Origin of the sequence: Sporosarcina sp. JAI121 (assembly GCF_013408665.1) — a bacterium.
Classification (GTDB): Bacteria; Bacillota; Bacilli; order Bacillales_A; family Planococcaceae; genus Sporosarcina.
In genome coordinates, this window is record NZ_JACCCL010000001.1 from 1,165,196 (window position 1) to 1,190,244 (window position 25,049).

At 41.9% G+C, this 25,049-nt stretch carries 22 protein-coding genes; 19 read left to right on the forward strand and 3 right to left on the reverse strand.

Annotation, left to right across the window (positions count from 1 at the left end):
- Positions 1 to 248: 248 nt before the first annotated feature.
- From solA to HDC33_RS05505, 4 genes are all read left to right on the forward strand, one after another.
- Positions 249 to 1,430 carry an N-methyl-L-tryptophan oxidase gene (gene solA, locus HDC33_RS05490; RefSeq protein WP_179392637.1) on the forward strand — a complete coding sequence of 394 codons (1,182 nt, stop codon included), beginning with the start codon at positions 249 to 251 and terminating at the stop codon, positions 1,428 to 1,430.
- Between the two features lie 185 nt (positions 1,431 to 1,615).
- Positions 1,616 to 2,923, forward strand: a complete 1,308-nt coding sequence (locus HDC33_RS05495) for an MFS transporter (protein WP_370457450.1) — start codon at positions 1,616 to 1,618, stop codon at positions 2,921 to 2,923.
- A 59-nt stretch (positions 2,924 to 2,982) separates the two neighbouring features.
- Positions 2,983 to 4,218, forward strand: a complete 1,236-nt coding sequence (locus HDC33_RS05500; protein WP_179391491.1) for a M24 family metallopeptidase — start codon at positions 2,983 to 2,985, stop codon at positions 4,216 to 4,218.
- 69 nt (positions 4,219 to 4,287) lie between these two features.
- A complete protein-coding gene (locus HDC33_RS05505; protein ID WP_179391492.1) occupies positions 4,288 to 4,701 on the forward strand; it encodes a cupin domain-containing protein in 414 nt (137 codons plus the stop codon).
- Between the two features lie 66 nt (positions 4,702 to 4,767).
- On the opposite strand, the gene HDC33_RS05510 is transcribed toward HDC33_RS05505, so the two are convergent.
- Positions 4,768 to 6,417 carry a PucR family transcriptional regulator gene (locus tag HDC33_RS05510; RefSeq protein WP_179391493.1) on the reverse strand — a complete coding sequence of 550 codons (1,650 nt, stop codon included), beginning with the start codon at positions 6,415 to 6,417 and terminating at the stop codon, positions 4,768 to 4,770.
- Positions 6,418 to 7,953: 1,536 nt separating this feature from the next.
- Here HDC33_RS05510 and HDC33_RS05515 point away from each other — a divergent pair.
- From HDC33_RS05515 to gnd, 12 genes are all read left to right on the forward strand, one after another.
- Positions 7,954 to 8,739 carry a creatininase gene (locus HDC33_RS05515; RefSeq protein ID WP_179391494.1) on the forward strand — a complete coding sequence of 262 codons (786 nt, stop codon included), beginning with the start codon at positions 7,954 to 7,956 and terminating at the stop codon, positions 8,737 to 8,739.
- A gap of 422 nt (positions 8,740 to 9,161) precedes the next feature.
- Positions 9,162 to 10,601 carry an MFS transporter gene (locus tag HDC33_RS05520; RefSeq protein WP_179391495.1) on the forward strand — a complete coding sequence of 480 codons (1,440 nt, stop codon included), beginning with the start codon at positions 9,162 to 9,164 and terminating at the stop codon, positions 10,599 to 10,601.
- 718 nt (positions 10,602 to 11,319) lie between these two features.
- Complete coding sequence (locus HDC33_RS05525; protein ID WP_179391496.1) at positions 11,320 to 12,276, forward strand: sugar kinase; 957 nt, start codon at positions 11,320 to 11,322, stop codon at positions 12,274 to 12,276.
- Positions 12,277 to 12,286: 10 nt separating this feature from the next.
- Positions 12,287 to 13,306, forward strand: a complete 1,020-nt coding sequence (locus tag HDC33_RS05530) for a zinc-binding alcohol dehydrogenase family protein (RefSeq protein ID WP_179391497.1) — start codon at positions 12,287 to 12,289, stop codon at positions 13,304 to 13,306.
- Positions 13,307 to 13,322: 16 nt separating this feature from the next.
- Positions 13,323 to 13,943, forward strand: a complete 621-nt coding sequence (locus HDC33_RS05535; protein ID WP_179391498.1) for a bifunctional 2-keto-4-hydroxyglutarate aldolase/2-keto-3-deoxy-6-phosphogluconate aldolase — start codon at positions 13,323 to 13,325, stop codon at positions 13,941 to 13,943.
- Between the two features lie 13 nt (positions 13,944 to 13,956).
- Positions 13,957 to 15,030 carry a mannonate dehydratase gene (uxuA, locus tag HDC33_RS05540; protein ID WP_179391499.1) on the forward strand — a complete coding sequence of 358 codons (1,074 nt, stop codon included), beginning with the start codon at positions 13,957 to 13,959 and terminating at the stop codon, positions 15,028 to 15,030.
- Positions 15,030 to 15,866, forward strand: a complete 837-nt coding sequence (locus tag HDC33_RS05545) for an SDR family oxidoreductase (RefSeq protein WP_179392639.1) — start codon at positions 15,030 to 15,032, stop codon at positions 15,864 to 15,866. The genes uxuA and HDC33_RS05545 overlap by 1 nt, the downstream gene beginning before the upstream one ends.
- Before the next feature lie 32 nt (positions 15,867 to 15,898).
- Complete coding sequence (locus HDC33_RS05550; RefSeq protein WP_179391500.1) at positions 15,899 to 16,900, forward strand: LacI family DNA-binding transcriptional regulator; 1,002 nt, start codon at positions 15,899 to 15,901, stop codon at positions 16,898 to 16,900.
- A gap of 107 nt (positions 16,901 to 17,007) precedes the next feature.
- Positions 17,008 to 18,360: a gluconate:H+ symporter gene (locus HDC33_RS05555; protein WP_179391501.1), complete on the forward strand. Its 1,353-nt coding sequence runs from the start codon at positions 17,008 to 17,010 to the stop codon at positions 18,358 to 18,360.
- A gap of 207 nt (positions 18,361 to 18,567) precedes the next feature.
- A complete protein-coding gene (locus HDC33_RS05560) occupies positions 18,568 to 19,296 on the forward strand; it encodes a GntR family transcriptional regulator (RefSeq protein ID WP_179391502.1) in 729 nt (242 codons plus the stop codon).
- Complete coding sequence (gene gntK, locus HDC33_RS05565) at positions 19,293 to 20,843, forward strand: gluconokinase (protein ID WP_179391503.1); 1,551 nt, start codon at positions 19,293 to 19,295, stop codon at positions 20,841 to 20,843. Before HDC33_RS05560 ends, gntK begins: the two co-directional genes overlap by 4 nt.
- A 14-nt stretch (positions 20,844 to 20,857) precedes the next feature.
- The gene (gnd, locus tag HDC33_RS05570; RefSeq protein WP_179391504.1) at positions 20,858 to 22,264 is read left to right on the forward strand and encodes a decarboxylating NADP(+)-dependent phosphogluconate dehydrogenase; all 1,407 of its coding nucleotides are present in this window, start codon (positions 20,858 to 20,860) and stop codon (positions 22,262 to 22,264) included.
- Between the two features lie 736 nt (positions 22,265 to 23,000).
- Here gnd and HDC33_RS05575 read toward each other — a convergent pair.
- On the reverse strand, positions 23,001 to 23,669 hold the full coding sequence (locus HDC33_RS05575) for a ribonuclease H family protein (protein WP_179392640.1): 669 nt from the start codon (positions 23,667 to 23,669) through the stop codon (positions 23,001 to 23,003).
- Between the two features lie 294 nt (positions 23,670 to 23,963).
- Between HDC33_RS05575 and HDC33_RS05580 the strand changes: the two genes are divergently transcribed.
- The 3 genes from HDC33_RS05580 (at position 23,964) to HDC33_RS16510 (ending at position 24,588) form a co-directional block, all read left to right on the forward strand.
- Positions 23,964 to 24,158, forward strand: coding sequence for a hypothetical protein (locus HDC33_RS05580; protein ID WP_370457451.1), 195 nt, complete (start codon positions 23,964 to 23,966; stop codon positions 24,156 to 24,158).
- Complete coding sequence (locus HDC33_RS05585; protein WP_179391506.1) at positions 24,124 to 24,381, forward strand: hypothetical protein; 258 nt, start codon at positions 24,124 to 24,126, stop codon at positions 24,379 to 24,381. Before HDC33_RS05580 ends, HDC33_RS05585 begins: the two co-directional genes overlap by 35 nt.
- A gap of 78 nt (positions 24,382 to 24,459) precedes the next feature.
- Positions 24,460 to 24,588, forward strand: coding sequence for a hypothetical protein (locus tag HDC33_RS16510; protein ID WP_255457303.1), 129 nt, complete (start codon positions 24,460 to 24,462; stop codon positions 24,586 to 24,588).
- A gap of 182 nt (positions 24,589 to 24,770) precedes the next feature.
- Here the strand turns inward: HDC33_RS16510 and HDC33_RS05590 are convergent, their stop codons facing one another.
- Positions 24,771 to 25,022 carry a DUF2651 family protein gene (locus HDC33_RS05590; RefSeq protein ID WP_370457409.1) on the reverse strand — a complete coding sequence of 84 codons (252 nt, stop codon included), beginning with the start codon at positions 25,020 to 25,022 and terminating at the stop codon, positions 24,771 to 24,773.
- Positions 25,023 to 25,049: the final 27 nt, after the last annotated feature.

Below are 25,049 nucleotides of genomic sequence, written 5' to 3' on the forward strand. Positions count from 1 at the left end.
TTCAATAACCCTTCGGCGCTAGGGGATGCCTCCCGCCATAAGCAGATTGCTTTGCAGTCAGACTTATGGCTTCGGCTAACCCTTGCAAGGCGCCTGCGCTCTGTATACTTTTATAGGTGAAAACGAATGTCTTTTACATGTTGGGATGGCTACTATAAAGTTAGTCCACTACTAGTAAGAGGCATTTATTTTACTAGAGTATGCGAAATGTAAAGTCAAAACTTACTTAATGATGGGGGAGTATTATGATGGCAAATCATTATGAAGTAATTGTTGTCGGAGCCGGTTCAATGGGTATGGCTGCGGGCTATTTTTTAGCAAAACAAGGAGTCAAAACCTTGTTGATTGATTCGCATGATCCGCCACATGCACAGGGTAGTCACCATGGTGATACACGGATTATTCGTCACGCATATGGTGAAGGAAGAGAATATGTCCCCCTTGCTCTCAGATCACAAGAGTTATGGGATGAACTCGAAAAAATAACACATCACAAAATATTCACGCGAGTAGGCTCAATCGGTTTTGGTCCGGAAGGCGAATCTGCGTTTATTGATGAAGCGATTGCCAGTGGAAAAGAATATAATTTGGAAATCGACCTCCTTACCGGGAAAGAAGTAAATGAGCGTTGGCCGGGGCTAACTGTTCCGGATGATTACATTGCATTCCACGAACATAACTCAGGCTTCTTGTATAGCGAAAATTGTATCAAAGCCTATCGTGAGCTGGCGGAACATCATGGTGCCGAATTTTCAGTGAACAACCCGGTTGTAGATATCGAAGTTTTTAATGACTCCGTCAAGGTGGTCACGGATAAAGGAACATTTACTGCAGATAAGTTAATTCTTAGCGGCGGTGCTTGGAATGGGAAAATAGCTAAAAGTCTTAATCTAAACCTGCCAATCACACCTACTCGTCAGCCCGTAGCTTGGTTTGAAGCTGATGAATCGCTCTATAGTACGAATTCATTCCCTACTTTCATGGTTGAAGTTCCGACTGAAACATCAAAAGCCATTTATTACGGATTCCCAACGTTCAATGGTTGTGGTGTGAAAGCCGGAAGACATGAATATATCGATGAAATAGATCCAGATACGATGAATCGTGACTTTGGCTCCGATGAGAATGACGAAGGACATATTCGGGAGTTCTTGGAAAGATTCATGCCACAAGCAGCGGGAAAACTTAATAGAGGCGCAATCTGCATTTATTCCAGAACTCCAGATGGTCACTTTATCATCGATAAGCATCCGGAGCATCCTCACATTTCAATTGCGGCAGGTTTTGCGGGACATGGATTCAAGTTTGCTAGTGTGGTGGGGGAAGTGTTGAGTCAACTGGCTGTATCTGGTGAAACGCCACATGATATTTCCATCTTCTCAATCAATCGCCCTGCTTTGAAACCTCAATTGGAAACGGCTGGATTATAGTGAGTGTGTAAGCGTTTACATTTAGGGCGAAACAGATAGAACATGCACATTGACTGATACTAACGTACAAATGATCGGCTATGCTAACTTTTTTAATTTTTTGTCAATAGTTAACTGAAGATTCGCAGTGTTTTAACTATACTGATAGAAACTAAAATTAGAAAGGAGGTTGACATTTGGTTGTCGTGGAAGTCGGACTGGATAAGACGGATAACTCCGAAGAAATATCGTCCGGAGTTAAAAAGGCAGTCATTGGAGCAGCCATTGGAAATATGATTGAGTGGTTTGATTATGCTTCCTACGGGTACCTAGCGGTGGTAATTGCCGCGGTTTTCTTTGCCCCAGGGAACGAAACAGCAGCATTGTTAGGGGCATTCGGTGTATTTTCCGTATCGTTTATCGTCCGGCCAATTGGAGGGCTTATTTGGGGGCATTTTGGTGATAAAATCGGACGTAAAAAAGTCCTGGTTCTAACGATCAGCATAATGTCACTGTCAACATTTGCTATCGGGTTTTTACCAAGCTATGCAGCGATTGGAGTAATCGCACCGCTATTATTACTGGTTTGTCGTCTTGTTCAAGGCTTTTCAGCATCGGGTGAATATGCGGGAGCAGCTTCCTTCATTTCTGAATATGCGCCGAACTCGCGCCGTGGTCTTCTAGTTAGTATGGTACCGGCAAGTACAGCGGCCGGGCTCATGTTAGCTGTAGTGGTTGTATCGCTCCTAGAGTTTAACCTGACAAAGGAAGCTTTGTACAGCTGGGGATGGCGAATACCCTTTCTCCTCTCGGCTCCACTCGGTATAATCGGATTGCTAATTCGTCTTAAGCTGGAAGATACACCGATTTTTAACGAAATGGTTCGTTCGAATAAGGCACCTAAAACTAATATATTCCAGGGAGTTCATCAAAATAGAAAACAGGTTATGATTGCCTTTGGAATTATCTGTCTTAATGCGGTGGGCTTCTACACGATTCTAAGCTATATGCCTACATACCTCACGAAGGAATTGGGCTTTAGTATTACAACTGGAATATTGATCACACTTGTGTCTTTAGGAACCTATATTCTAATTCTCCCGTTCGTTGGCATGCTTGCCGATAAAATCGGAAGAAAACCCGTTCTCATCGGGGCTTCACTCATGTTTGTAGTATTCACTTACCCAGCTTTTTGGCTACTGTCCCAGGGAGGCGTCTATGCGGTGCTGGCCTTAGTCATGCTTGGATTTGTCCTTGCGGGGAACGATGGGGTCCTTGCTACATTTCTCACGGAGATGTTCCCGACTTCGGTACGTTTCAGCTGCTTTGCTTTATCGTTCAATACGGGCAACGCAATCTTCGGTGGGACAGCACCTCTAATCGCAACATTTTTGATTGCTAAAACGGGCAATACATTCGCACCAGCCTATTATTTGATGGCTGCCGCTGTAATTGCATTTATCTTCCTTCTAATGACGAAGGAGACGGCTAAGGAGCCGCTAAGAGAAGAGTGAAAGCTAAAAGTATCACTTGCTAGTCCAACTATAGAACGTAATAGGAAGGGGAAAAAACAATGTTAACAGTTAACGATCTAGAAAGAACGAAGATTATCAAAAATGGAGAAAAAGTGACTCCGACATTTTCAAAGGCAGAAATGAAACGACGCAATGATAATCTACGCAGACATATGGCAAAAGAAGATATCGATGCGGTTTTGTTCACTTCTTATCATAATATCAATTACTATAGTGACTTCCTATATACGTCATTTGGCCGTAAGTACGGACTTGTTGTCACACAGGATAAGCATGTCACGGTTACTGCAAATATCGACGGTGGCATGCCGTGGCGTAGAAGCTTTGATGACAACGTCGTTTACACTGACTGGCAAAAGGACAATTACCTTCACGCAGTTAAGAAAGTGCTAAGCGACTCCGGCAACAACACTCGCCGTCTTGGAATCGAAGACGATCATGTAACTCTGGAGGTTCGCCGAGTACTGCAAGATGCATTCCCTAACGTTGAACTGGTAGACGTTTCAAACGCCACGATGGCACAGCGTATGTTCAAATCAGCCGAAGAGATTGAACATATCAAAAATGGTGCACGGGTTGCCGATATTGGTGGTGCGGCAGTCGTTGAGGCAATCGATGTTGGAGTTCCCGAATATGAAGTGGCGCTACATGGAACACAAGCTATGACACGTGAAATCGCACGCCTTTACCCGCATGCAGAACTAAGGGATTCGTGGATTTGGTTCCAATCGGGCATTAATACGGACGGCGCACATAACTGGGCTACTTCAAGAAAGATGGAGCGCGGTGATATCCTGAGCCTTAATGCATTTCCGATGATTGCCGGTTATTATACGGCGCTCGAACGGACACTATTTTTAGAAGAAGTGTCGGATAAACATCTTGAGCTTTGGGAGATTAACGTGGAAGTGCATAAAAAAGGACTTGAATTAATTAAGCCTGGTGTAAGGTGCATGGATATTGCGATCGAGTTGAATGAGATTTTCCGTGAGCATAATCTACTGCCGAATCGGACGTTTGGCTATGGACATTCCTTTGGTGTGCTTTCCCACTATTATGGGCGTGAAGCAGGTCTTGAGTTACGTGAAGATATCGAGACGGTACTTGAACCGGGAATGGTTGTATCTATGGAGCCGATGATCATGGTTCCAGAAGGTCAACCAGGTGCAGGCGGATACCGCGAGCATGATATCCTTGTGATCCATGATGACGGGTCTGTTGAAAACATTACCGGTTTCCCATTTGGACCAGAGCATAATATCATCAAAAAATAAATTCTAGCTATTTCATAGGTTTTTTATTGAATAATTGCGACTTGGCAAAAAAGTTTAGGGGGAGTTAAAATGACGGGAAAAACAGTAACGAAAAATGAAGCGAAATTATTGTGTGCAAAGCCTGGTATTCAATTAATTAAAGCAGGAACATATAAACTCAATGAATTGAGTGAGCTGCGCGGAACTCCGAATCTGAAAGGTCAAATTGTAGATGTTCCATTAACTACTGAAAAAGCGCCATTAACAATGGGTTACTTTGCGTTACAACCTTCAGAAGACTATTCTGCAGACTTCGATTTCATTGAAATTAAAGTAGTTACAAGTGGAACGATGATTGTACGTGACGTTGAAGGGAATAGATATGTCGGAGAAGTCGGGGATGTGTTGGTCTTTTCCCCTAATACGACGGTTATTTTCGATGGCGAAAGTAATGGAGAAGCCGTTTATTTCAAAAATGTAGAAGTTAACCCTAGTTATTTGTAAGATATAGAATCCAATAGTAAAACGTGCCTGCGGAATACGAGTAGGCACGTTTTATTTCTCGTGAACTCAGGTAAGGCTATATTGTCGGGAAAGTGATTCGATATTAAGGGCAGTTTGAATCCAGAATTGGCAATCGGGTGACGACAAACTATCTTGTAAAAGTTCTTCGATTTTTTTAATCCGATACCGCAATGTATTACGGTGTATGTGTAGCGTTTTTGCAACAATTTCACGGTTGAAGCCGTTCATTGCAAGACATGTCAACGTTTCATAAAGAATTTCATCTTTTTCAAAACGCAATCCCTCGGGCAATAATTTGTTTAGAAGAGCTTGTGCTTCAGCGGGACTCATATTTCCGTAAAGAAGTATTTCACGACGAAACTGCCCGGTAAAGAAAATTTGACCGGAATTTGTTTTAAATTGAACGATCGCAGCTAGCGATTTTGCACTCTTGTAACTTAATCCATAGGATATAAGCTCCGTTTGCGCATCGCCTATTACAATAACGGGGGTTAGTTGATCATTGATACTTGCTATCTGTTGACCTAAAATTGTCAAACGCTTGTCCAATTCAGCACTCTCCAAGCTTGAAGAAAACAACAACACTACTTGATTGTTGTATACTTCGCAGAAGCCATTAATATCACCTTGTTTTTTGAACCATTTGTTGCAGATTCCTCGAATCAATCCCAATTCCAAAAGAGTTTGTGCGGCTAACTTAACATTGCCTGAAAGGATTAGTCCCGCCATCCATTTACCTGTTGGTTTTAGACCTATTTCATGCATTTTCCGATCAATGACAATACTAGCAGTTTCCAGATTTTCGATGAGCAGTCCAAGTACCTCAGATTGTAATTGCCACCGTTTGACGTTTTCTTCTTGCTGAAGCCTGTAAAGATCGACGAGTACGTGGGCTGAATGTTTCAGGGCAAGTGTATGATACTCATCTAAAATATTGTCAGTATGAATCAGCCAAAGCGTCCCATATTCTTTTCCTTCAATAAATATAGGAGCAGCGATTACATAGGGGGAGATGGTCTGTAAATGAATCGCCTCAATATTTCGTTCTGTAACGCTAAATTCCCTATCATCATATGAAAGTTCTTTTTTTAACTGTTCAGCAAATTTTTTAATTTGTTGTGTGAAATTGTTCCGTTGTTCGTTTTTTGGACCGGCCTCTATTAAAATTGCATTTGTTTCATCGGTAATTACAACAGGGCATTTTAGAAAGGAAGCAAGAATTTCGCAAACTTCTTTAGCGTCCTTTGCAACTTGCATTAATTCCGTGAGGCTTGTAGGGACTTGATTGACCAATTCTCTAGTTTTAAACTGACGTTCCATTATTTCTTGATGAATTGCACGGGTTACCCTTACGAAAGGGACTTGAAAAGATGCTTCCATAATGGGTATGGAGTATTTTTCTCCGAATTCCAATAGGGCAGGCGGACAATGTGTTAAATAACGTCCTGTCGCAAGGATAATTCCGGAGATTTGGTGCCTAAGTAGTGAATTGAGAAATTTTTCTTCCGATTTTCTATTTTCTGGCCATACTTGGCCGCAAGACAATAACAGCTCTTGGCCTTCAAGAAAATGTGCCACATCAAAATGATCAATAACATGGACCCAACTAATTTTTCGAGCCAACCCGCCTTGTCCGGACCTGACTATTATCTGTTGTAGGTCGGGCAATCGTAACGATTCTTGTACGGTGATCATTCACTCTCCCCCTTAGTTTGATTGTACTGAAAATTACTACTATTGCAAACTGAAATGATTAAATGATTTTTGGGGGACACTAGTACATTATGAAAACAGGGTTATTCAGTAGGGATATGTGTTCAATGAAGCGGGGGATTTCCAACGATTGAGCGGAGATGTCCAACGAAATTTATGAAATGTCCAACAAAGCAGGGTGTTTCCAACCATTCCACGGAGATGTTCAACAAAACTAGATGTATTGGACCGTTCTATAAGAAACGCGGTATCGATTACACGCCTCTAGAATACCCGAACAATGAAGGATCACTATTTGTATACACAAAGAAAAAGCATGACCCTCAAACTAAGAGGTTCATGCTTTTTCCATTCCCGGTAAAAATGGGGTGCACTCGGAAAATTTGATAGTTTTTTAAATGACCCAAACTGTTCTTTCTGACGATGAATCCTTTAACTCTCGTCAGTGCAGTTTGATAGGGCTGACTCAATTAGCCATTCAGGCCATGCAGTCGTAAGGTGTTTGGCACGCGATCTGCTAGTTTGAAGTCAGTCTACAAGTTGCACTTCCACAAAAAACGTAACGTTTACTGCCTGGTCAACACATCGAGATTGGAAATTTGTTACTTGGTTTCCAAACGTGTACTTATCGCCAGCAAAGCAAATTTTCCGCCAAGGCTGTGCAGTTCATCGTCGGAATCACCTATAGGTTACTCGTCTACTAGGTTCATCTTCTGGTAGTTCCGCCTTGTAATCTAACTATACCCTGGTCGTATAAAGATAAACCCTCTTTTAAAAAAATTAAAAAAACCTTCTATCTGAGAGTCAACAACTGCTCCTACATCCAGTACTTATGTGCGTAAGTAGATTCAGGCGCAGTATTGTGTTGAATTATGCGATTTAGACACATTTATTGTTGATGGCTTACGGATGCAATTTTGTATTTGCGCCTTTTATGTACAGTGTATCAAGGTTGTAAAACAGTACTTTTCTGCTGTTGTGCATCATGCATAAAAAAGTATTTTATTGCTAATAAAGATTAGCCCAACCTTCCAATTGTCAAAAGAGATAATGAGCTGTATCTTAATAAATAAGCGAACAATAAATCTGAATATTTTGAAGTTGTAATCGGATATAGATACCTCGGGTTCTTCGAATAGCCCGATCTATATGATATGTACCTGTCAGTAGATTTGCATCCTTCTAGTCTGTGAATGGTTAAGAGTTTATCCCTTATACCGGATCTAGAAGGATGCATTTTTCTTTAGTATTTGGTAGACAAATTATTTAACGTATATGGCCAGGTTTCCAAGGATTAGAAGATAAATTGGGAAAGGATTTATTGTAAGCGGTTGCAAGACTGCTGGAAAGGAGTTTAGTGGATTCTGTAACAATGTATATGAAAGAGGTGGATAGTACAGTAGAGGTGTTTCTAGGGTTAGTTGTGAAGAATACCGACATGATACTGCCAAGTTAAATTTAGCAATCCAAGTGATGTCATCATCAAATAGAAACTTAAGGATAGGGGAGGAACAGCAAATGAAAAATAACATGATGGATCAAATGACATGGGTAGAATATGAGGCTAGTACAAAGGAAAAAATACTGATATTGCCAGTAGGGTCAACGGAACAACACGGTCCGCATTTACCACTTGGTGTCGATACAATCATTGCAACTAAAATAGCATCGGCGATCGCCGCGCAAATCCCAGCGGTTATTGCCCCTACACTGTCCTACGGGTATAAATCTCAGCCATCGAGTGGAGGCGGGCCGCTGTTTCCCGGAACAATCGATTTAAATGGTTCGACGTTGATTGCTTTGGCTCGCGATATACTTGATGAATTTTTGGAGGATGGCTGGAGCAAAATAGTTATATTTAATGCGCATTATGAAAATGAGGCATTTTTGGCGGAAGCAGCTGACCTTCTATTACGGAAACAAGAAACGGAGTACCCGAAAATAATAATCGCCAATTGGTGGGATAATGTTTCTCCTGACGTATTGTCTCAAGTATTCGATGAGGTGGAATTTCGAGGATGGGCGCTGGAACATGCGGCACTCGCTGAAACTTCGATGATGATGCATTTTACACCAGAACTTGTTCGTATGGACTTAATTCCGGATGACGGGATTGAGAATCCGCCAACAATACAGCAGTTTCCCCCTTCACGCTCGATTGTTCCCGCCTCAGGTTGCCTCAATACAGCACGGTCAAGTTCTTCACAGAAAGGCCAGTTGCTTATAGATGACGCTGTTAACAATATTGTAACGATCTTAACAGATGAGTTTTCACTGCGCAGTCCGGTAGTAAATGTAAATTGATAAAGGTAGCACCGAACACCTAATTGAATCTTGAAAAATTAGATAGGGAAGTGCTCCTTATTCATTTTTTATCTATAGATCTTAAGGACGAATATGTTAGATACGGAATCCCTATAACTATGTCAAGCTTTTTCACATCCATTGCCCCGGCCACTATCTGAATATTCCAAGGGTTACCCGTTTCAACTATTAGTAGATTGCATTGTGTACTCGTTTCAGTATGCTGAAACGTCAATGAATCGGGCGGGTCGTTAACCTTAAAAGAAATACCTAAATAAAGAAAGTTGTAGGTAAACATGGAATTTAAATATTTCTTCATTAAAAAGTATTGAATTCGCTTTATTTCTGAAGAAATAAGTATGAGTATCAGCCCCGGATAACTATGGAAAGAAGGACTTAGACAAAATTATAGGAGGTTCACAATGGAGGTAGGGAAGAAAGGTTCAAATAAAATGATTATTGGAATCGTATTGGCCGTCCTTACGTTTTGGTTGTTTGCTTCGTCAATGGTAAATATTATTCCAGCAATTCAAGCAGATTTAGGAATATCATTAGGAACTTTAAATATTGCTATTAGTATAACCTCCTTATTTTCAGGTATGTTTATTGTTGCTGCTGGCGGAATTTCAGATAGAACAGGGCGTAAGAAACTGACTTTTTTAGGATTACATTTAAGTATTATTGGCTCTTTATGCCTTGTTCTAGCACAAAGTGCTCCTCTTTTAATCGTTGGGCGTATCATTCAGGGTATTTCTGCAGCATGTATTATGCCTGCAACCATTGCTTTAGTTAAATCATGTTTTGATGGGAAAGAAAGGCAACGTGCGCTTAGTTATTGGTCATTCGGTTCATGGGGGGGAGCCAGTGCTTGTGCTTTAATAGGTGGTGCCATTGCTACGTATATGGGATGGAGATGGATTTTTATCCTTTCCATTGTTATCTCTTTGATTGCGATGTACCTATTAAAAGACATAGCAGAAAGTAAAGCTGAACAACCAAGCAATTCGAAATTTGATTTTGCTGGCCTTCTCATCTTTATTTTCATTATGCTGGCATTAAATTTAACAATTACACGTGGACATGAGTTTGGTTGGACGAGTCCGCTTACGATTGCATTAATAAGTATAACTATAATTGGAACCGTTATATTCTTTCTAGTTGAAATAAAGAAAAAGAGTAAATTTATTGAGTTTTCCTTATTCAAGTCTAAAGCATATACCGGAGCAGTAACCTCAAACTTTTTACAAAGCGCGATTGGTGGAACAGTCGTGGTTGCGAATACGTATGTGCAATTAGCAAGAGGGTTTACAGCCTTTCAAACAGGTTTATTAACTATTGGTAACTTAGTTGCTGTGCTCATAATGATTCGTGTGGGTGAGAAAATAATGCAGAAAGTAGGGGCTAGAAAACCAATGATTGCAGCTTCAATCATAACTCCCCTTGGGATTAGTTTAACAGCGTTAACATTCTTACCTGACTCAGCTTATATAATCACAGTCTTTCTTGGTTTCATGCTTTCAGGTATTGGACTTGGATTATACGCAACTCCATCAATGGATACCGCTGTGGTAAATACTCCAGAGGATAAAGTTGGTGTTGCTTCAGGTATTTATAAAATGTCCAGCTCACTTGGTTTTTCATTTGGTATTGCGATTTCAACAGCTATTTATGGTGTAATCGTAGCAACCGGTAACATGGAATTGGCGGCATCTGCAGGGATCATGGTAAACATAGCTTTTGCTATCCCATCATTAATCTTCATAATGTTAACAATTCCGGATAACGAAGGGAAAAAGATAACCGAGCTTTCAGTGGTGGATGGTGAAGATGAAAAATCGCTCGTTCTAAATAGCGGAACCTGATTAAATGAAGATGGATAAAAGTAACTATCAGAATATAGTAAAGTTGGAGTCATTTTCGTTTATTGCTCCACTTCTATGTAAGCTGAAATAGTCGACAATTATTTTAAGCTTACGTTATTTTCTTTCTACACACAGCACACCGATGATATCCACTACTGGTATTCACTTAATTCCGAAAGGATTATCAAGCGATATATATCCTTCGAATGTAATTCAATCCCCACCACTGAACGGGATTCTGCTGGCGATTGTTTTAGTCTACGTCATGAATGGAGTATTTAAATTATTTGGGCTATCTGACGCTCATGAAGTTCCAGAAGATGCAGAAGCTATATAGTAGTAATATGGGTTAAATTTATTCGATATTGAAATAGGAATGCATCCCCTCGCTGAATTAACGGTTAGGGGATTTTTCATTTGTATGAAGTATCAGTACCTATTCCAAATAGATCGTTATTTCCATTTAGGCAAATTCCGCTGACTGTCATTTCTTATCATATTTCAAATTTTGCAACCACAAAAAAACATAATGCATAGGTATCAAGCTTTTCGATGTGCATGCATAACTTAATAAAGAGAGTTTTTAGATTTTATAACCTAAGGCTTGTTTTTGTAAGCCTTTTCATTGTATAATTCACTAAACCGATTTAGTAAACCGTTTTATAATTTTGATAATGTCGATGATAGCTACCAGAAATGGTAGAGGGGGAGGAATTATGTGTCTTCAAATTTTAGTGTTCTGACACTTGGTGATGGACTTATTACGATGAATCCGGCTGATACGGGCCCTTTGCGGTTTGTATCTAGTTTCTCCCGCAAAGTGGGCGGGGCGGAGTTGAATTTTGCCATTGGATGTGCACGCCTTGGTCTTAAGTCGAAATGGGTGAGCCGTTTAGGGAAAGACGAGTTTGGACGAGTCATTTATAATTTTGCACGCGGTGAAGGTGTAGATGTGTCTGATGTCGAGCTGATGGAAGGCTATCCCACTTCGTTGAACTTTAAAGAAATCCGGGAAGATGGTTCTGGGAAGACGTTTTATTACCGCCATCAGTCGCCTATGCTGACGATGCAACCGGAAGATATTTCGAAAGACATGTTTGAAGGGGTGGATGTAATCCATCTTACCGGCGTGTTTCTATCCATTGATCCAAAAAACTTTGAAATTGTGAAGCAAGTGCTTGAAATTGCGAAAGAAGAGGGAATACCGGTATCATTTGATCCGAATTTGCGGTTGAAAATGTGGACCGTTGAAGAGGCCAGAGCAACATTTATGGAGATATTCCCGTATGTTGATATTCTGCTGACTGGACTCGATGAAATCGAATTGATTCTCGGAGATTCTTCGGATGAAGCGTTGATCGCCTGTGCAGAGCGTTTTCAAATAGACCAATTTGTAATAAAAGACGGAGCGAACGGTTCAAGAATTCTTGCGAATGGTACTTGGTTTGAAAAAGCTGCATTTAAAGTCAATCCTGTAGACACAGTCGGTGCGGGTGACGGGTACGATGCCGGTTATATTTATGCGTATTTGAATGGGTTCTCTCCAGAAGAAAGATTGGAATTGGCAAATGGCGTCGGAGCTCTTGTTACGACAGTTTCCGGGGACAATGAAGGACTTCCATATTTGGAAGAGGTATTGCCTTTCATCCGACAGGAGAAGGGAATCGAAAGGTGAGGTGGATAAGATGAAGGCTGTACAAGTAAGGAAAGCGCTTGACCTCGTCATCAATGAAGTCGAACAACCGAAACTCGTTGCCTCAACGGATGTGCTGGTGAAAACGAAGCGCGTCGGGATATGCGGATCGGATATGCATATTTACCACGGAACGAATCCCCTCGCGACATTGCCGCGTGTAGTTGGTCATGAAGTGACGGGCGAAGTGGTGGAAACAGGAACGGGCGTAACGACATTTAAAGTTGGGGATCATGTTGTTGTAGAACCGATTAGCTACTGCGGCGAATGTTACGCATGTCGTAAAGGACGTCCAAATGTGTGTGAACACTTATCTGTGTTCGGTGTGCATGAAGACGGCGGGATGAGGGAGTATTTCGTTCTTCCTGAAAAGCAGCTCCACGCGTTCGATTCATCGCTTGATTGGAACGAAGCTGTCATGGCGGAGCCTTATACGATCGGTGCCCAAGCAACTTGGAGAGGTCAAGTGGGACCGGGAGATACGGTTCTGATCCAAGGAGCGGGACCTATCGGTATATGTATCTTGAAATTCGCCAAACTACAAGGTGCATCCGTTATGATGACCGACTTAAGCGAAGAACGTTTGGCATTCGCACGGGAAAACGGAGCGGATGTGACGGTTCAAGTAGGGTCGGAAAATGTGAAAGAGCGCGTGAAAGAGTGGACGCAAGGCGAAGGTGCGAACGTCGTCATCGATGCAGTCTGTCTGCCGATGACATTCGAACTGGGGATTGAAGTTGTTTCCCCTGCCGGAACGGTCGTTGTGCTTGGTTTCGATGAAAGGCCGGCTCAGATTCCACAATTATTAATTACTAAAAAAGAAATAACCATTGTTGGATCACGACTGCAAACGAACCAGATGCCGAGGGTCGTTGAACTGTTAAACACAGGCAAACTCCGTCACGACGGATTAATCACACATACTTTTGCACTGGCTGATGTGCAAGAAGCATTTACATTTGTGGAAAATAATCCGGATAAGGTTCGAAAAGCTGTTATTGTATTCGATTAAGGGAGGTTGGACGATCATGTCAAAGTTTGAGACGCATGCACAAATAGCGGCATCTAAAGTCGTAGCGGTCATTCGTGGGAATGATGCGGAAGAAGCTATCCAGTTGTCAAAAGCGGCTGCTGAAGGTGGAATTCGGGCAATCGAATTGACGTATACGACTCCGCAAGTTCAAAAAGTGTTTGAAGAATTACAACATGAAGACATTCTTTTAGGGGCAGGCACAGTGTTAGACCCCGAAACTGCACGTCATGCCATCTTGGCTGGTGCAAAGTTCGTAGTAAGTCCTCATTTCAATGAAGACGTTGCACGCATTTGCAACCGCTATGGCATTCCGTATTTCCCGGGTTGTATGACGATCCGTGAAATGGTGGTAGCATTGGAATCAGGTTGTGATGTATTGAAACTATTCCCTGCAAACGGCTTTGAGCCATCATTCATCACATCGGTGAACGGACCGTTGCCGCAAGTGAAGATTATGCCGACAGGTGGCATCAATCTGGACAATATGAACGATTGGCTTGCTGCAGGAGCAGTTGCCGTCGGTATCGGCAGCGATTTGAATAAAGCATACAAATCGGGCGGTTACGAAGCAGTAGTGGAACTTAGTAAAGAATATATAAACAAAATCGCACAATAAAAGGAGTGGCATCATGAATATCACATTTCGTTGGTACGGAAGAGACAATGACACGGTCACACTCGATCAAATAAGACAAATCCCGGGCACAAAAGGTATCGTTTGGGCATTGCACCAAATACCTGCCGGGGAAGTTTGGGAAAAAGAAGACATTAAAGAAGAAATCGATTACATAAAATCATTCGGCTTCCATGCGGACGTCGTTGAAAGTGTAAACGTCCATGAAGCGATTAAAATCGGCAATGAAGACCGCGATAAATACATTGAAAATTATAAAGAGACAATCCGCAATCTTTCGGAGTTCGGCGTCAAAGTCATCTGTTACAACTTCATGCCTATATTCGACTGGACGCGGACGGAAATGTTCCATCCGTTGGAAGACGGATCCACGGCTTTGTTTTATGAAAAAGCGAAAGTGGACGGGCTAGATCCGAAAGAATTGATCCGCACAGTTAGTGAAGCTTCGGATCTGACGCTGCCTGGTTGGGAACCGGAGAAATTGGATAAGATCACTGAACTTTTCGATGCGTACAAACAAGTGGATGAAGAGCAACTATGGGCGAACCTTGAAATCTTCTTGAAAGAAATCTTACCTGTCGCCGAGGCTTGCGGCATTAAAATGGCGATTCACCCGGATGATCCACCATGGTCCATCTTTGGTCTTCCGCGCATCATGACAGGTCCGGAAAGCTACGAAAGATTGATTGCGATTTCTGATTCACCGTCAAACGCTTTTACAATGTGTACTGGTTCGATGGGTGCGAATCCGGATAACGATATGGTTCAAATCGCGAAGAAATATGCTTCTCGTGCCCCGTTTTCACATATTCGTAATGTGAAGATCTACGACAACGGTGATTTCGTAGAGACATCCCATTATACGCAAGATGGTTCGATTGACGTCAAAGGTATCGTTGAAGAGTTGCATAAGCAAAACTACGACGGATACGTCAGACCTGACCATGGCCGCCATATATGGGGAGAAGTTTGCCGACCGGGTTACGGGTTATATGACCGCGCGTTAGGCATCATGTATTTGCTCGGACTATGGGATGCATATGAAGCGAAAAAAGAGAATGATGCATGATGATACCAATTCATGACAACCTCAAAGGACGGGTAGCCGTCATAACAGGGGGAAGTGGTATATTATGTTCAGAAATGGCGCGTGAATTAGCGCGCCAAGGTGTTAAAGTGGCGATTCTGAATCGCAATGCCGAAAAGGGTCGGGAAATCGTTGACAGCATTCAAGAAGCTGGTGGTACAGCGCTCGCAGTCGCGGCGGATGTGTTAGACAGAACTTCCCTGGAACAGGCAAAGAAAGAAATCGTTGACCAATTTGGCCGAATTGATATACTCATTAACGGAGCGGGCGGCAATCATCCCGATGCGGTAACGGATCCGGAGAGCTATGATGAACAGGAAGAAGGCAAAACATTTTTTGATCTGGATGAAAACGGTTTTTCCAATGTGTTTTCCACTAACTTCACTGGTACATTTTTGGCAACGCAAGTATTCGGTAAAGAATTATTAAAAACGGGAACACCTTCAATACTCAATCTTTCATCAATGAGTTCATATTCTCCATTGACGAAAGTCCCGGCATATAGTGCAGCAAAAGCATCCATCAACAATTTCACAATGTGGTTAGCTGTCCACTTCGCAGAAACGGGAATGAGAGTAAACGCGATTGCACCAGGTTTTTTCCTGACAACTCAAAATCGGGACCTGCTGCTCAATGAAGACGGCAGCCATACTGCGCGCTCCACTAAAATCATTACGGCTACACCGATGAAACGATTCGGTAAACCTGAAGATTTGCTTGGTGCAATGCTGTTTCTTGTTGATGAATCGTGTTCCGGTTTTGTGACGGGAACAACTATTCAAGTAGATGGAGGTTTCATGGCTTACTCCGGTGTATAATAATGTAAAGTTAGAAAATGGAGTTGGATCATTTGAAGAACATTACAATCGCGGATGTAGCAAAGCATGCCGGTGTTTCAAAAAGCACAGTTTCCCAATTTTTGAATAAACGATATGAGTATATGAGCGAGCTTACAAGAAAACGGGTTGAGTTGGCGATCGAAGAATTGGATTATCGTCCAAATACAGTAGCCCGCAGCTTAACGCAGAAGTCCACTTTTACAGTAGGGGTCATTGTGGCGAATATTCTTCACTCGTTCTCTACTCATATTATCCGGGCGATTGAAAACAAGTTATACGAAAAAGGATTTCATATAATTGTTTGCAACGCGGATGATGAACCGGATAAGGAAAAAGAATATATCGAGATGCTTATGGCAAAACAGGTGGATGGAATTATCATATTTCCAACAGGCGGAAATATAGACTTGTACAAGAGGATGAAAAAATCCGGTTTCCCACTTGTTTTTATGGACAGAACAATCCCTGATCTAGGGATTGAAACTGTTCTGCTCGATAACGAAAAAGCGGCGGAATTAGCCGTCAACCATTTCGTTGAAAGCGGTTGCAGCCAAATCGCCATCGTCACGACGTCAATCATCAGAAATATTAGTCCACGGATTGAACGTATTCAAGGGTATAAAAGGGCATTAGAGAATCATCAATTGAATGTCACATCAGATTATGTGAAAACGGCTGATGCGGATGCCATTCCTGCAGCCCTTGAACAACTATTCAATCTTGAGGCACCACCAAACGCGATATTGGCAGGCAATGATATCGTGCTTATGGAAATATTGAAATACATAAAAGAACACGAGTTGAAGATTCCTAATGATGTGGCAGTTATCGGCATAGATGACGTTCCATTTGCTAGTTTTTACACGCCTTCGATCACGACGGTTTCACAACCGATGATTGAAATGGCTAATCTTGCGGTTACATTACTCATGCGGCAAATTAGCAAAGAAAACCAAAGTGAAGCAGAGGTATATCGTTTACCGCCAACGTTAATAGCAAGAGGATCTTGTTGATAAAATCAGCAAGCGAGTTTTCCGTTTCCACGTGAGATGACCCGGTTAAATCCATAACACATAAGTAAAAAATAGACAATAGAATTGTAAATAGGGGAGAGAGAGTTATGCCGTTACTAATTGTGGCTTTAGGGATTGTTGTTTTACTTATAATGATCATGAAATTTAATGTAAATACATTTATTTCATTAGTGGTTGTTTCATTCTTAATAGCGTTAGCTTTAGGTATGCCGATTAATGAAATTGTCAAATCAATTGAAAGTGGTATGGGTGGAACGTTAGGCAGTATCGCATTAGTCTTCGGGCTAGGGGCGATCCTTGGTAAACTAATCGCCGATTCAGGCGGTGCCCAACGTATTGCTATGACGTTGATCGGTAAATTCGGATTGAAGTATATCCAATGGGCTGTTGTTGTTGCTTCATTCATACTTGGTATTGCGTTATTCTTTGAAGTAGGTCTTGTGTTATTGATTCCGATCGTTTATCAAATTTCAAAACAAATAAAAGTACCATTTTTATATTTAGGTCTTCCGATGTCGGCTGCTTTATCTGCAACTCATGCATTTTTACCGCCGCATCCAGGCCCTACGGTTATTGCCAATGAATTCGGCGCAAACGTAGGATTGGTCTTGCTTTATGGTTTCCTGATCGCAATTCCGATCGTCATTATTGCAGGTCCGATCTTTACAAAATTCGCGAAAAAGTTTGTACCGAAAGCTTTCGATAAAGATAGTACAAGCGGTAGTATCGCTTCGATCGGTGAAACAAAGCAATTTAAACTGGAAGATACACCAGGATTCGGTATCAGTGCATTCACAGCGCTATTCCCGGTTATCTTGATGGCATTTTCAACAATCATTAAATTAATAGAAGATGGAAATGAATCGCAGAACGTATTTTTTGACCTAGTGACAATGATTGGATCTCCAACGACTGTTATGTTGTTATCTGTATTACTGGCAATCTACACAATGGGTATCGCACGCAAAATTCCGATGAAAGATCTTATGGAATCTGCAGAAAACGCGGTTCGGGCAATCGGTATGATGTTACTGATTCTTGGTGCCGGTGGTGCACTTAAGCAAGTGTTGATCAATGGAGGAGTTGGCGATTATGTCGCTGTCCTGTTTGAAGGCAGTTCAATATCACCGTTAATTTTGGCTTGGCTTATCGCTGCCGTCATAAGGGTTGCACAAGGATCGGCAACGGTTGCAGCATTAACAACAGCTGGACTCGTCATTCCGATGATGGCAGGTACAGATGTCAATTTAGAATTGATGGTATTGGCAACAGGTGCCGGTAGTATCATTGCCTCACACGTTAACGACACTGGTTTCTGGATCGTTAAAGAGTCTTTCGGCTTAACGATGAAAGAGACATTCGCAACGTGGACAGTGCTTGAAACGATTATCTCAGTGAGTGGTCTTGGTTTCGTTTTACTTCTAAGTCTATTTGTTTAATAGATAATCCGGCTAACACAATCAAAGAAGAGGCTGCCCCATGAGTTGGAAATCATCCAGCTTATGCGGGCAGTTTTTTGTGGCCTATTCCTGAAAGGTCGTCTCCACTCTTCCCTCTAAACGTCGTAAAACCGTTTACATTTCGTTGTATGTGTACTATCATACTTGTATACAAGTATGTAGTTGTTCAGACGAGGAAGTGAAATGATGAGTGACGATAAGGAATTTTTATACCCTTCAAAATGGATTGCAAACGCTTCCACTGGTGTGCGTTTAGCATGCGAGCTTAGAATGCGGATTATTTCTGGCATGGTGAAAAAGGGCACGGTCTTATCAGAAAACAAATTGGCAGTGGAATTTGAAGTGAGTCGATCTCCTATTCGCGAAGCATTGAAAATCTTAGCATCTGAAAATATTATCCGATTGGAACGAATGGGTGCAGTTGTCGTCGGTCTAACGGATCAAGACATAAAAGAATTTTATGATGTACGGTTACTCATAGAAACGTTTGTATATGAACGGATTGTACAGATGGACACGAGTGATTTGGTAAGTGACCTAAGCAAAATACTCGAAATGATGGAAGTCGCCATTAAATATAGGGATGCCGATGAATTCTCCTATCAAGATGTATTATTTCATGAAACGATAATTCGTTCGATCAACCATTCCTACATCCAGTTAATATGGAATAATACGAAACCTGTCATGGAAAGTTTGATACTTTTATCGATGCGCATGCGTTTACAGGAAAAACACGATGATTTTTCACGTATCTTGACAAATCATCAGCTTTATATTGAAGCCATCAAAACAAAAGACAGGGAAATCATGATTCAAGCATTACATCAAAACTTCGATAATGTTCAAAATGAAGTAGAAGACCTTTGGAAGTCGCAACAAATGCTCACCAAAGGAAGGGAGCAAAAAAGATGACGAATTATATGTTAGGTATAGACGTAGGCACGACAAGTACGAAAGCGGTTTTATTCACTGAAAAAGGTGAGATCATTCAGCAGGAGAATATCGGTTATCCACTTTACACGCCGGATATTTCGACAGCTGAACAGGATCCGGAAGAAATCTATCGAGCCGTGTTGAAGGCGATTTCAACGATAATGAAACAGTCCCGGATAGCGACGGAAAAATTACTATTCATTTCATTCAGCAGCGCGATGCATAGCGTCATTGCGATGGATGAAAATGATCAACCGCTGACACAATGTATTACTTGGGCGGATAATCGAAGTGAAGCTTGGACACGTAAAATAAAAGAAGAGCTAAATGGCCATGAAGTGTACAAACGGACGGGGACACCGATTCACCCAATGTCCCCGTTAAGTAAAATAGCTTGGATAGTGCATGATCGTCCTGAAATAGCGGTAAAAGCTAAAAAGTATATCGGCATAAAAGAATACATCTTTAAAAAGTTCTTCGATCGCTATGTCGTGGACCATTCCCTCGCTTCAGCCATGGGCATGATGAATCTCAAGAAGCTGGATTGGGATGAAGAAGCATTGGCAATCGCCGGTGTCACGCCCGAGCAGTTGTCCGAGCTAGTGCCGACAACCGAGATTTTTAACAACTGTCATACGGTAATTGCAGAAAAAATCGGCATCGACCCGCAAACACCGTTTGTCATTGGGGCAAGCGATGGAGTGCTATCCAATATCGGCGTGAATGCGATCGGTAAGGGAGAAGTCGCTGTGACGATCGGCACGAGCGGCGCAATACGAACAGTCATTGACCGACCGCAAACAGACGAAAAAGGGCGGATATTCTGCTACGCACTAACCGAAAAACATTGGGTCATTGGCGGACCTGTCAACAATGGCGGAATGGTACTCCGCTGGATCAGGGATGAATTTGCGTCAGCAGAAGTGGAAACGGCGAAAAGGCTAGGCATTGATCCATATGAAGTGCTAACGAAAATTGCAGAACGTGTAAGACCAGGCTCAGATGGATTGTTATTCCACCCATATTTGGCAGGTGAACGTGCACCCCTATGGAATCCTGACGTGCGGGGCTCGTTTTTTGGATTGACGATGTCGCATAAAAAAGAGCATATGATCCGGGCGGCGCTTGAAGGCGTGATTTACAATCTCTACACTGTGTTTTTAGCTCTACTGGAAGTTATGGACGAACCAGTAACGAAGATTCAAGCAACGGGCGGTTTTGCTAGATCAGCTATTTGGCGCCAAATGATGGCTGATATATTCGATTTGGAAGTGATTGTCCCGGAAAGTTATGAAAGCTCGTGTCTAGGTGCATGTATCTTAGGGTTATATGCAACAGGAAAAATCGAATCATTTGACGTTGTTTCCGACATGGTAGGCAGTACGTATAAGCATACACCTGTTGAATCGGCTGTTGATGAGTACATAAAGCTATTACCGATATTCATTAATGTATCCAGAGTTTTAGGCAATGAATATGAAAGTATCGCGAAATATCAAAGAAACTTACCGAAACTTGATAAATAAGGAGTCGAAAATAGATGAAACATACAATTGGAGTTATTGGTCTAGGCGTGATGGGCAGCAGTATCGCGTTAAACATGGCAAGTAAGGGTGAAGAAGTAGCAGTTTATAATTATACAAGAGATTTAACAGATCAACTTCTGCAAAAAAGTGAAAACGGACAGATTCATCCGTATTATGAACTACAAGATTTTGTGCAATCTTTGCAATCTCCAAGAAAAATTTTTCTGATGGTCACAGCAGGTGAAGTGGTCGATACAGTCATTTCTTCACTAATCCCCCACCTATCATCAGGCGATATCATCATGGACGGCGGCAATTCAAATTATGAAGACACGGCCCGTCGATTTGACGAATTACAGGCGATTGGAATCGACTATTTAGGAATCGGTGTTTCCGGCGGCGAAGAAGGGGCTTTAAAAGGTCCATCCCTCATGCCTGGTGGCGTCGAAGAAGTATACGAAAAAGTAGCTCCGATTCTAACCAAAATTGCAGCCCAAGTGGAAGGCGTTCCTTGCTGCGTTTATATCGGTCCAAAAGGTGCAGGCCATTTTGTGAAAATGGTGCACAACGGTATTGAATATGCGGATATGCAACTCATCGCCGAGGCGTATACTTTTTTAAGAGAACGACTACAACTTCCTTTGAATGAAATCGCAGACATCTTTGAAACGTGGAATAAGGGAGAACTGAAGAGTTACTTGATTGAAATCACTGCCGATATACTAAGGAAAATGGACGACAAAACGGGATTGCCACTTGTCGACGTAATCCTTGATAAAACAGGTCAAAATGGTACAGGAAAATGGACGAGTATACAAGCAATCGATAATGGGATTCCCGTTTCCATTATTACGGAATCGCTATTCGCCCGTTATATCTCTCATGCAAAAGAGGAACGGGTATTTGCGGCAAGTGTGTTAGCTGGTCCGGCGACAGGAAATGAAGAGCTGGATAAAGAAGTGTGGATTGAAAATGTAAGACAAGCCTTATATATGGGGAAAATTTGTGCGTATGCGCAAGGATTTACGCAGTACAAAATGACTTCAGAATTGAACGACTGGAACTTGCCTTTAAAAGACATTGCCCTAATTTTCCGCGGCGGCTGCATTATACGCGCTGAATTTTTAAACACGATCAGCGAAGCGTATGAAGATGCACAGACGGGAATCGCTAATTTATTGGTTGCCCCTTACTTTGTGGAAAAAACAAAAGACTATCAAACGGGTTTGAGGAAAGTTGTAGCTGAGAGTGTCATGTCCGGCATGTCATTCCCATCGTTAAGTGCTTCCCTCACGTATTATGATAGTTATCGAACGGGTCAATCAAGTGCAAACTTACTTCAAGCGCAACGCGATTATTTTGGTGCGCATACTTATGAGCGTATTGATAAAAAAGGGGCTTTTCATACGAAGTGGAAGTGATCCGTTTTCAGGGAAGTGTCCAACCATTGCGGGGGAGTGTCCAACGTAAGTAGAAAAGTTTCCAACCATTGTATGGGAATGTCCAACGAAGTTAGTAAAGTGTCCAACAAAGTGAAAAGTGTCCAACCTTTTCGCGCAAGCTTCCAACGTGGCTAGAGAAGTATCCAACCATTGTACAGAAGTGTCCCACAAAAATAGCGAAGCGTCCAGCCAACAAAAAACGTCATACCGGATTTTGATGGTACACAATAGGCTTCATTACCTCACCAGAAGAAAAGCGAATAACCCATAGTTGCATACACAAAGAAACAGCATGATCCGAAAAGGACCATGCTGTTTCTATTCCCCGATAAAAAGGGGTTGCACTCGGAAAATTTGATAGTTTTTCAATGACACAAACTGTTCTTCCTGACGATGTTTGAAGCCAGTCTTCAAGTTGCACTTTAACAAAAAACGTAACGCTTACTGCTTGATTAACACGTTGAGATTCGAACCTAATTACTCGGTTTTCCAAAAGTGTACCTATCGTCAGCAAAGCAAATTTTCCGCCAAGGCTGTGCAGTTCAGCGTCGGAATTGCCTGTAGGTTACTCGTCTACGAGGTTCATCCTTCGGTAGTTTAGCCTTGTAATCTTTGTATACCCGCGAAGGATTAAGATAAACCACTATAAAAAATATTTATTTTGAAATTTGGAAGTGTCCAACTAAGCTTAATGTTTCCAATGCCCCAAAAGTGTTCAAGTATCTTTTTCTGTTACTTCAATCGTAGCCGTAATCGCAACCCCATTCAACGCCTGTGTCGCCAGCCGATCCGCTTCTGAATTTAATTTCCGTTGCACCAGTTCGTACTCCGGCTGGATACCTAGGTCTTTCAGTTTCCCATAAATACGGTCCACCCAGTCCGATAGACTGTTCTCGAGCGCCGGCCATTCTCCGGTCAGCTGGTTAATCACCACCTGGGAATCCCCGATGAATCGGACCGGTAGATGATGGACATTCAAAAGCTCGAGCTCCTGGAGGCACAAGTGGAGTGCCGCATATTCCGCCTCATTATTTGATTTGAGTTCGGCGGAAGGTGCATTCCGGCGCAACCTGTATGATTTACCGCTTTGCTCATAATAAATGACGCAACCCAAACCCGATCTCCTGCTCTCACGATCAAAGCCGCCGTCGAAATAAACAGTGACGTTATGCGGTTCGGTTTCGATACCTTTCAGATAGCCCTTCATTTCCTTGACCGTCCACGTGCTGTCGAAGCGGTCAATGAATACCACGTTTTTAGCGCGCCCAGTCCGCTCCATGTCTTCCGCAAACAGTACAGCTTGTGCAGCCGGCATCTCATCAGAGCGGAATACGGTTTCTGCGCCTTTTGGTGTTCGGTAGATCAACTCGATTAGAATATTCATCGCCAATCCTCCTTGTATCAGTTTCTTCTTATATTTATCCGATTTCTTATTCAATAAATTATACACAAGGTGAGTCTAACCAAAGCATACTCTATTTATGAAAAATGAAAGCTGTGCCTTACACATAGAGAACGACGGATGAATTCCCTTGTACGCCCAGGAAAACGTTGATAGGATCATGAATTTTAACTTCGTTTCGAATGAAGGGGAAGTATATGAATGAATTTCAGCTGTCTTTCCGAATGAACTTTCAAAAGAGCTTTATATTCCGTCCACATTCATGGAAAGGAAGATATCGATAATGTGATCGCTGAAGCAAAAGAGGATGGAATTAAAAATGTAACGAAAAATGAAGATGGATCCGTTACATATAAAATGTCAAAAGCAGAGCATATGAAAATGATGAAAGAAATGAAAACGAACGTAACGAACTATGTCGATGAAATAGTAGACGATGAAGACTACATCGATTCAAGACATTACGCATAATGGAACATTCTCTGAATTCACAGTGGTCGTAGACAAAGCTGCTTTCGAAAACAGTTTTGACGGATTTGCCACACTGGGCCTTGCAATGTCCGGCATGTACTACCAAGCGTTCGACGGAATGAATGCAGACAAACTGAACGTCACCGTGCACACGAAAGATGCCAGCACGGGAGAAGTCTTCGGTACCGCTGTCTATCCGGATGCGTTGGAAGAAATGGAATGATCACTTGTTGCAAATGAACTAGTAAGAAACGAGAGGAAGTCCAAACATGAATAACTAATAAAAAGGAGGGAAAATCTCATGAAAATCATTGGCATTCTTTTACTCATAGTTGGCGGAGTCGGATTGATGCTATCTACAATGATGTTCGGCGATATCGGAGTTGCGGCAGCAATCGGATCGATAAGTGTAATTCTTACGGGTAGTTGATTTCTGAAGATAAATAAACAGTTGGCGTTACAAATGAAGTAGACTGGTTGATCCAGTTTAGGTAGAAGTAATCGTCGTGGAATTTCCAGGAGTTACGTAAAGCAGCATTTAATTTTAAGAACAATCGTGAATTCTTAAACCAATGAAGTTATTTGTCTTGAAGAAAAATCACCACGCAAACTTCATACAACAGACTTCTGATTATCATTTCCTTTTCGGATTAACCCCATACCAAAACTTACAATTGCTGAAAAACCTGTCAATACGATGACCCAAATAAAGAACGACTTGTTAAAAAATATGAATGTCAAGATAGTCAATACAGCAAAGACGCCTAGCGGTATTAAATACCATTGTTGAACAAAAAACAATCCTATTATTGAAGTTGCGAGAACAGCTAACGACACAATAACGAACACAGTGAGAAGCTCCACAGACATAACCTCCTTTTCGATTCATTT